Below are 5,437 nucleotides of genomic sequence, written 5' to 3'. Positions count from 1 at the left end.
GATGGGTTCATTGTTTGACCACCAGAAATCACTTTATCAACACGGTATTCTTCAAATAAAGCTTTTAATCCATCGCCAGCAGCTACTGATATGATTGCATACTTCTTAGGTTCACTCTTTTTTGCTGGTGATTCTGTTTTACTTGCTTCTTGAGTAATTGCGTTGTGTTGCTCTTGCATATTTTCGATTTTCAATTTAACAAACTCACCATAACGTTGCGCTAAATTTAGTGCATCTCCTGGTGTTAATGTATGAACATGAACTTTTACAATTTCTTCATCTTGTACAACAACAATTGATTCACCTAATTGAGCTAATGAATTTCTTAGTTTTTCTTCTTTAAATGTTTTCAAACTTTCATTATTTAAACGAACGATAAATTCTGTACAATATCCAAATCCTTCATTTTCAAGATCCAATGCAGCACTTTGTGTAGTGGTTATTTCTTCACTAGCTTCAATTGGATTACCTTCTAATGCTGCTTTGAATCCTTCTAGTACAAGAAGCAATCCAGCTCCACCACTATCAACTACCCCTACTTCTTTAAGTACAGGTAATAATTCAGGTGTCGTATCTAAAGATTTCCTAGCCTCTTCACATAACACTCCCATATATTCAAGTGGTGTACATGTCTCATGTTCGCTTACATAGATTTGAGCCATTTCACTACTTTCACGAATTACCGTAAGAATAGTTCCTTCTACAGGTCGCATTACTGCTTTGTAAGCAACACGACTACCATTCATAAATGCTTCAGCTAATTCGCTAGCATTTACTTCTTCTTTTGTATCAACACCTTGATAAAATCCTCTAAAAATTTGCGATAAAATAACACCTGAATTACCACGTGCTCCCATCAATAAACCTTTTGATAATGTTTTTGCAACTGCACTCAATTCTTCATGATTTGATTGCATTACTTCTTTTACACCATTTGTAAATGTCATTGACATATTTGTTCCTGTATCACCATCTGGTACTGGGAATACATTCAATGCATCTATTTCTGTGTGATGATTATTTAAGTTACAGGCTCCACTTTGAAGCATGTCCTTTAATGTTTTTCCATTAATTGTATTCATGCTTGCCCCCACTAGCCTATTACTCGTACCCCTTGAACATAAACATTAACTGCACTTAACTCGAGTTGCAATGTTTTTTCAAGAACATATTTTACTTTCTTTTGAACTTCAGTTACGATTTCTGAAATTTTTATTCCATACCCTAAGATTACATATACATCTAATTCTAATCCTTTGTCCGTCTTACGAACAACGATTCCCTTAGAAAAGTTTTCAATTTTTAACAATTCAGCCCAACCATCTCTTAAAAATTTTTTTGATGCCATTCCAACGACTCCATAGCACTCAGTTACAACCCCACCAGTGAGGGATGCAATTGCTTCTTCCGATACATTAATATTTCCGAGATTAGTCACTTTTTCAATAGACATAGTTTCTCCTCCTAGCCTTTAAATATTATACCAAAAAGTATATGATTATCAAATTTTGTTGTCTTATAAATGCATGTTTTCGCCAGTTTTTCACAAATTTACATAAATTTTACGCATTATTTTGACGATTTTCCATAATTAAGTTTATTTTTTTTACTCTTTTTATATTACTTTAATTATCATGATTCGTCTCATCAACATTATTTTCTTGTGGTTTTTCTCTTTTTTGTGTTTCTTTGTATGCATCTTTTGTTACCGCTATAACGTATTTTGTATCCGTTTGAGTGAATACAAATACTATTGCACTTACACTAGCCAAAATCAAAAGCACTTCAAGTCCTGATACAACAACACCTAAGGGTGTTAGTTGATTAAAGAAAGTGATAAAAAGAAAACTTGAAGTTAACAATCCAAATGAACTTAATACTAGAAAAAGAATCATTATAGATTTTATACCTACACCAATAATACTAATTGTCGCAAATCGCAGAAATACAGAATACAACAATTTAAAATCAATGGGAGCTCCAGCTACTAAAATAAAGATACCATAGAAAACAATCATCAAACCAAATAAAGCAATCTGAATATTTTTAATAATTTTTAATCCTTGTTGAAATTGTTGATCTTCTTTTACTTCTGGTCGCACTTTCCAAACTAAGTTAAACATATATCATCCTCTTTCTATTCTTGTTTATTTTGATTAACAGCTTCTTCATAGTTATCTTTACCATCGATTGGAATTAAGATTTTATTTCCTTCTTTATCTAGAACATAATTTCCTTTACCATCTGTATAATATTTCTTTTCTACGGGATCACCATATTGATTGATAACGATATTCCCCAATTCATCTACCCAATATTCTTTTTCCTCGACAATTTGATTCCATGGACAAGTTGAAGTATAGGCTACTGTCAATCCATCATCAGAATAAATACATACACCTTTTTCTGTTAAATCAGATGCGATTTGTTGATATACATTAATTGTTTCTAACGAATAAAAACTTGCGAAAAAGTAATTTCCATCATGCATAAATATTTGAATTGTATTTTCATCATAAGACATTGGATAGCGTGTTATCTCAGACATAATTTCAATCATATCACGATTAACATTTTGAAATCCTTTCGCAAGTCTTACAAGCAATTCATCTGTATCGAATCCTTCTACATAAGGTACATCTGCAATAATATCCAAAAATTCACTCTTCAATTCAATTGCTTTACCACTTTTTAAAAGTAATTCCCCTTTTTCACCATAACGATAGCCAAAAGGTTCCTCTTCTTCAATGACAATTTCAATTACTCCTTGTTCCTTATGTTTTACAGTTGCATTTTTTACCATCTCACATTTTTCAATCTCTTTTTCAATGAAATAATCAAATGTAAGATAATAACGATTTTCTAATGTTAATCCTGATAATTCTTTAATATAGTCTGTTTCTAAATAGTAATCTCCTTTAACTGATATCGCCTTTATTTTTGATGTTGGTGAATAATAGTAAACAAGTGCCACTGTAATAAGTCCTACAATCACAGCCGCAATGAAAAGAAGAGGCTTCGCTTTTCTAAAACTAAAATCAGCCTTTATCCTCTTTCTTCGATCAAAGACTTCATCTACTGCACTTTTTTGTTCTTTGACTTGTACATTTTTTTGTTTCTTTTTTAATCCCAATTAAATTTCTCCACTTCCATCACTAATTCACGATTTAATTTTTCTTTTGCTTCTTTTTGAATTGCACATACTAATTCATAAAACTCTGTTGCTGAAGCGTTTTTAGCATTCACGATAAAATTGGCATGTTTATCACTCACAAATGCTCCACCATTCCATTTACCACGGTAACCCAATTCTTCAATAATTTGCCAAGCAAATTTATCTTCTGGATTTTTAAAGATACTTCCCGCACTAGGATATTCTAATGGTTGGGTTTGTAAACGACGTTCTCGACGATTATCCATTAACTCACGAATTTCTGTTTCATTTCCTTTTTGAAGACGTATCTTTGCTGCAATGATAATCCAATCAGGATGTTCATGAAAAATTGAATGGCGATAACTAAAACCACATTCTTCATTACGTAACCATTCAAAAACATCATTGCGATAGATAAGAACTTCCTCAATTACATTCGCCATGTTGCTTTTGTAAGCACCTGCATTCATATAGGTAACTCCACCTACTGAACCTGGTATACCACTCGCAAATTCTAAGCCTGTTAATCCATGTTTCATTGCTTCATATGCAACTGTTATAATTGATAGTCCAGCTTGCACCGTACACAAATCATCATCAAAATATAAATCATCAAAAGTACGATCTAAACGAATGACCACGCCATCATACTTTGCATCTGAACATAGAATATTACTACCTTTACCTAATACTTTATAAGGTACATTAAATTCTTTTATTGTTTTCATTGTTTCTCCAAGTTCAATAATATTACGTGGATATACAACATATTTGACAATACCGCCAAGATGGAGTGTTGTCATCTTTGAAAAGGGAATATCACATTCCACTTCACAATATTTAATTAATTCTTCATATAATTTATCCATTGTTACCACCTACTAAATCATTTATCCATTGAATAATGTCTTGACTCGCATGAGGTCGCCCCATCATTTTTGCTTGTTTTTTCATTTCTTCACGTAGTTCACTATTCGACAAAATAAAATCAATTTTATCGACAAGCGCATCTGCAGTACAATCTTTTTCCTCCAACATTATAGCTGCTTGTTTATTTTGTAATGATAATGCATTCTTTACTTGATGATTGTTTGGTACGTATGGACTTGGAATAATAATTGATGGAATTCCTAATGCTGTAATTTCTGCTGATGTTGTTGCACCACCTCGAACAACAACTAAGTCAGCTAAAGCCATTGTGGCCAATCCATCAATATATGAAACGATTTTTACATTTTCGCTTTCAGTTGCGTCTTGAATAAAATCGTCATAACATTTTCTACCAGTAACAATAAGTACTTGATATGCCTTTTGATTCATCTTCTTACTTGCTTGTTTTAAAACATTATTCACTGTTTCTGAACCCAATGAACCCATTACAAGCACTACAAAAGGTTTCTCTGGATCAAATCCCAAATCTTTCATTATTTGATTATTCACTGTAATCTTCGCCGCTTCTGAAGCACGAGGATTTCCTAGAATTCTTGTTTTATTTTTAGGGAACTGTTCCATATTTTCTTCATAACAGCCCACAATTGCATCTGCTACATTCGCAAGCATTTTATTTGCTTTACCAGCATATGAATTTTGCTCATGAATCATTGTAGGAATATGTAAAGCATGTGCCGCCAACAATACCGGGACACTAATATAATTTCCAAAGCCAATAACAATATCTGGATTAAATTTTTTAATTATTTCCTTACATTCTTTTTCAGCTTTCTTTAATAGCCATAGAGATTTTAATTTGGAAAAAATTGAGCCATTCATTCCAATAACATCAATTCCTTGATAAGCATATCCTGCTTGAGGAATTTCTGTAGCTTCCATTCGGTTTTTAGAGCCGATAAAGTAGAATTCATTAGCTGAGTTTTCTTCTTTTAAAGCTTTTGCTAAAGACAATGCAGGATAAATATGTCCTCCTGTACCACCTGTTGCTATAAGTACACGCACAATACCAACTCCTCCGTGTTATTATACCATGTAACAACCCGTCAAAAAAGAAAAAATAGTCCTATTTTTCAGAACTATTCCCTTTTTGAATTTTGGTATAAAATGTGTTTGCTAGAACCCAAGTAATCAGTGGATTAACAATAATTAGTAATGCGACATAGACAAATGGTAAGAAAAATCCCTTTACTTGAAAGATTGTGAATATAAACGAAAGTGTCATAAATTCAACAATAAATACCACTAAATAGGTAAGAAAACATGTAAAAAAATAAATAATCTTTTCTTTCATCAATACTTATTCTAGCTCCTGATTGAAGGTCTTCTAAGCTT

6 protein-coding genes are annotated in these 5,437 nt (G+C 32.3%); all 6 read right to left on the bottom strand.

All coding sequences use genetic code 11. The features are described from left to right. On the bottom strand, positions 1-1,082 hold a 1,082-nt coding region (locus RSB60_RS10575; RefSeq protein WP_332616237.1), incomplete at its 3' end, for a DAK2 domain-containing protein. A gap of 11 nt (positions 1,083-1,093) precedes the next feature. After that, entirely contained in the window at positions 1,094-1,453 is a 360-nt protein-coding gene (locus RSB60_RS10570; RefSeq protein WP_323380545.1) for an Asp23/Gls24 family envelope stress response protein, read from the bottom strand. Between the two features lie 172 nt (positions 1,454-1,625). Continuing rightward, a complete protein-coding gene (locus tag RSB60_RS10565; protein ID WP_332616235.1) occupies positions 1,626-2,123 on the bottom strand; it encodes a hypothetical protein in 498 nt (165 codons plus the stop codon). A gap of 14 nt (positions 2,124-2,137) precedes the next feature. After that, positions 2,138-3,133, bottom strand: coding sequence for a cell division protein FtsQ/DivIB (locus RSB60_RS10560; RefSeq protein WP_332616234.1), 996 nt, complete (start codon positions 3,131-3,133; stop codon positions 2,138-2,140). Next, positions 3,124-4,023 (bottom strand): UDP-N-acetylmuramate dehydrogenase, encoded by a 900-nt coding sequence (gene murB, locus RSB60_RS10555; RefSeq protein WP_323380548.1) that lies wholly within the window; start codon positions 4,021-4,023, stop codon positions 3,124-3,126. Before murB ends, RSB60_RS10560 begins: the two co-directional genes overlap by 10 nt. Continuing rightward, positions 4,016-5,107, bottom strand: a complete 1,092-nt coding sequence (murG, locus tag RSB60_RS10550) for an undecaprenyldiphospho-muramoylpentapeptide beta-N-acetylglucosaminyltransferase (RefSeq protein WP_332616232.1) — start codon at positions 5,105-5,107, stop codon at positions 4,016-4,018. Before murG ends, murB begins: the two co-directional genes overlap by 8 nt. Between the last annotated feature and the right edge of the window lie 330 nt (positions 5,108-5,437).

The sequence above is a fragment of the Anaerorhabdus sp. genome (assembly GCF_036657415.1).
GTDB lineage: Bacteria > Bacillota_I > Bacilli_A > Erysipelotrichales > Erysipelotrichaceae > Anaerorhabdus.
Note: the sequence above shows the minus strand (reverse complement) of the source record. Positions and strands in the feature narration are given on the sequence as shown.